Origin of the sequence: Methylobacter sp. BlB1 (genome assembly GCF_015476545.1) — a bacterium.
In the GTDB taxonomy this organism is placed as follows: Bacteria; Pseudomonadota; Gammaproteobacteria; order Methylococcales; family Methylomonadaceae; genus Methylobacter.
Genome location: NZ_JADMKV010000128.1, coordinates 1 through 3,741, shown reverse-complemented (window position 1 = coordinate 3,741; position 3,741 = coordinate 1). Strand labels below are relative to the sequence as shown.

The 3,741-nt window shown below is 47.0% G+C and carries 3 protein-coding genes; all 3 read right to left on the bottom strand.

What is annotated here, in order from left to right; genetic code table 11:
• Positions 1-106: 106 nt before the first annotated feature.
• A complete protein-coding gene (locus IT781_RS21465) occupies positions 107-1,198 on the bottom strand; it encodes a Gfo/Idh/MocA family protein (protein WP_194972213.1) in 1,092 nt (363 codons plus the stop codon).
• A gap of 190 nt (positions 1,199-1,388) precedes the next feature.
• Entirely contained in the window at positions 1,389-2,045 is a 657-nt protein-coding gene (locus IT781_RS21460; RefSeq protein WP_194972212.1) for a SagB/ThcOx family dehydrogenase, read from the bottom strand.
• Between the two features lie 296 nt (positions 2,046-2,341).
• Positions 2,342-3,565: an acyltransferase gene (locus IT781_RS21455; RefSeq protein WP_194972211.1), complete on the bottom strand. Its 1,224-nt coding sequence runs from the start codon at positions 3,563-3,565 to the stop codon at positions 2,342-2,344.
• Positions 3,566-3,741: the final 176 nt, after the last annotated feature.

Below are 3,741 nucleotides of genomic sequence, written 5' to 3'. Positions count from 1 at the left end.
TGGCACATCGTGATGCCGCAGGGAAGAGGAGGAGTCCATACCATTATCCTACCGCACTATCTACTGTGGTTGGCGTACCGATAGGTTGCTGGTATTCCATCGCTTTTTAGATCACTATTCTCCGACCGGTCTTCGCTGATGAGAATATCGTCTCCACGACCCGAATATCGCGCAGCCCTTCCTCGCCAGGCACCAGCAGAGGCTGATTATGTAAAATAGCGAAGGCATCGTCATCCATCTGCCTGGCTTGCTGGCTGTCCAGGAAGGCGTCTAATGTTTTGCCATCGCTGGTTGATCCACGGATACCGCTATACTTCTGGAAGGGCTCCAGTTTATACCAGCCTTTTTCGCAGTCCACGTGCAGGGAATTCATGCTCATAGCGAAGCTTGTCTTGCAATGCGCCTTGATGCCGCTTGGAAACTCGAGATCGAAGGTCATCGTTTCGTCCACATCCTTGAAAACTTCCGGGCGATTCGTCGACTGTTGGGCAGTCACTGCGATCGGCTCCTCCCCACTGCAATAGCGCGCGGCCTGTAGCGAATAAACCCCCATGTCGTACATGGCACCTCCCCCCATGCTCTTTTTCTGCCGCCAGTGATCGATTCGATCGTAGTAGAATCCGGCGGCGGCCGATATCGATTTTACCGGCCCATAGACTCTCTCTTTGCCGAAGCGGATCACGGCCTGGGTATTGGGCTCATGCTGCATGCGATAGCCGATCGCCAGCTTGACCTTGTTATCCCGGCAGGCCTTGATCATGGCTTCGCACTCCTTGACCGTCATGGCCATGGGCTTTTCACACCAGACATGCTTTCCGGCGTTGGCGGCGCGGATGGCGTATTCCGCATGCATGGCATTAGGCAGCACGATATAGACGACATCGATATCCGGGTTATCGGCGATCTTATCCATCGATTGATAGTCATAAATATTCCGCTCAGGAATGCCATAGCGCCGTTGCCACTGCTCGACTTTGGCCTGTGTCCCGGTGACAATGCCGGCAAGATAACAGTACTTCGTGCGCTGCAAGGCCGGGGCCAGAAGGTGGGTGCTGTAGCGGCCCAGCCCCACCAGGGCGACGCCCAGGCGCTCCTTGGCTGGCCGGGCAAGGATATTGAATGGCGGAAGCGCCAGAGCACTGGCGCCCAAAATCACTTGCTTGATGAATCTTCGGCGGGCAGGAAGTTGTTGTTTCATAGAGAGTCCTCGAAAAATGAAGCGGCACACATACCTGTAGATTTTTCCTAAGGAACTACGAATAACGATTGAAAGGGAGCAGCTCCGCTCCCGTCAGAAGCATCAATAGCTTTTTTGTTAAGTGAAAAGTATGAAAAAATCGGCAGCTTGTCAATTTTGCGACAGATCCGCAAATAGAGCTTGCTGCGCTTTAATCCCCTGCGCCACGCTTGGGAAAACCGACTGTCTGCGACAACAACACTTGTTGATCATGGGACAATTCCAGCGCATCGGCAATGGCGGTACGGTCGATCCATGCGCGAATGACCGTAGAGAGGCCGGTGCTCGCGGAAAATAAATAGACATTTTGGGCAATGGCGCCCGCCACCGCGGAAGCATAGGATTCACGTTGAGTGACCGGAACCATCGCCATGCGCCTATGATCGGCCACATAAACCAAATCTAACGGCGCTTCATCGACAAAGTCCTGATAACCCGTTATTCGCCTCAGATCCTGCTTCACCATAAGGTCGAGAGCGTGCCTGTGAGCGTCATACCAATAAGCTCCCTCAGGAAGTGCCACATAAACATCTATCTCCTGCGCATTTAAGGCCGAAGGCGCGGTACGCCCGCCATCGGGTCTGTTAACGCCGTAAGTCGCCCAAAGCAAGTCGGAAAGTAGCTGCAATGGCAAAGCATCAGGCGCAAATTCGCGCGACGAGCAGCGTTTGAGCAGCACCTCCATAAGCGGAAGTCCACCTGCTTTCTGGGGCGGGGGCAGCGCGATCGATTCTGTCGATTTCCCCCGAACGGGACCAGGGCGCAATTGCCCCATCATTCCCAAGACCAATTTAGTCAACGTTTTCACGGCGGTTTCTCCAGATTTGTTGAAGTAAGAAGCGCAGAATCGGTTATGCTTTTTTTGAGCGTAATAAGCCTTAAAAATTGCATCAAGCTTGGTTTTTTGCTCAAGGCCTTCGGCTGTGTGATCACCAACTATCAGCTTTTTTCCCGTGCCGATATTATTTCGAGATTAAAAATGAATAGCTGCTATGTGCCAAGAGTTGACGATCAGGAATTCCAGGATAATAGCAAGTGTAAGCTAGAAAACAGCCATTCAACGACAAAGCTTACTTGACACTTTGAAGCGCAGCAGGAAAGTGATCAGGTGGAGCGCTTTGTTATGAATTTTTTAGTGTTATATAGATTTTTTATCAGTAATGCGGTGTGAATTCTATTTATCTTATTTTCAATATAGTTGGCAAGCCTAATCGAAGGATTGTCGACATACTTGGTTGACATGTATGCGGCTAAAACGATGATCGGAAATCCGATAGAAATCGCAATAATAAAAGAAATGTTATAGCCAAGGAGGGTATTTAGTCTCAGGAATAACCACGAAGAGAAAGATCCTATTATCAATAGATGCATGGTATACAAACCATATGAGATATGCCCGAAGAACTGGAAGACTGGCAGGCTAAGATAGCCCTTTATTTTGTTGTTTGAGGCTATAAGAACAAAAATAAGAACAGCGGACAGCATGGGGTATCCCCCACCGAAACCTTGGTCATCTGGCAGGAAAGAATATATTGTGCTCTTAATAAATTCTTGATTTGCATAATGAGGGTAAGATGAGAAATAAAAAAACAGAATGAATAATAAGCAGTAAGTGGTATTACTTAATTCAAGCGAGATTCTGTGTGTGTAGTTTTTTATTATGTCCGCAATTATCAATCCAATCCAGAATCCTTGGTAAAGGCTATCTTTAAAAACAAGCAGCAGTATAATGGCTATCAAAAGTCTGTATTTTGATTGCCCAAATAACAGTAGAAATAAATACACCATCATCGAGCCATATAACTCAAGCTTTATAGTCCAAAGCGGTGGATTATAAGCATTGCCCTTACTAAATGAAGATGTTGCCAAGTCTACAAAAAAACTAGACGGATTGAAGCTTCCTGCCCAAAAATGGCTAAACCATGGTTGTGAGCTGGTTAAATTAGAAACAGGGCCATTGTAAAATAGACCGCTATACCAAAATAACGAGCCAACTATAATTGACACCCAAACAAGACCACCGAGTCGTATTGGGCGCTTTATAATGGCCGCTAGCAAATTCTGTGTCCGACGAGGTTCACCCAAATAACTGTAGCTTAGTACATACCCGCTTAATATAAAAAAAAGGCAAACGGCAAAATGTCCAGAAGTAAGTAATCCAAATGGTGGAAAGAAAGTAATACTTTCCCAACGTGTGTGTTGCTGATAGTTTCCACCTATGCCAAAAACTGTATGAGGGTAAAATGCCGCAAGATAATGAACAATTACAACTATTAGCGCGGCAATTCCTCTTAACGAATCAAGATGTGCTTGTCGTGATGGAGTCATATGTTTCTGACCATAATAAGTAATTAAATCTTTTCAGTATACCAATCCATTACGGATGATATACGGTTTCTTCTTGACGTCTGTCCGCTATCTGTAGCTAACTAAACAGTCTATCAAAAATCAGCTCGTAGGATAATGGTATGGACTCCTCCTCTTCCCTGCGGCATCACGATGTG

What these genes read in the sequence shown, in the direction of transcription:
- IT781_RS21465 (WP_194972213.1), bottom strand. Translation starts at nt 1,198, where the DNA reads ATGAAACAACAACTTCCTGCCCGCCGAAGATTCATCAAGCAAGTGATT.
- IT781_RS21455 (WP_194972211.1), bottom strand. Translation starts at nt 3,565, where the DNA reads ATGACTCCATCACGACAAGCACATCTTGATTCGTTAAGAGGAATTGCC.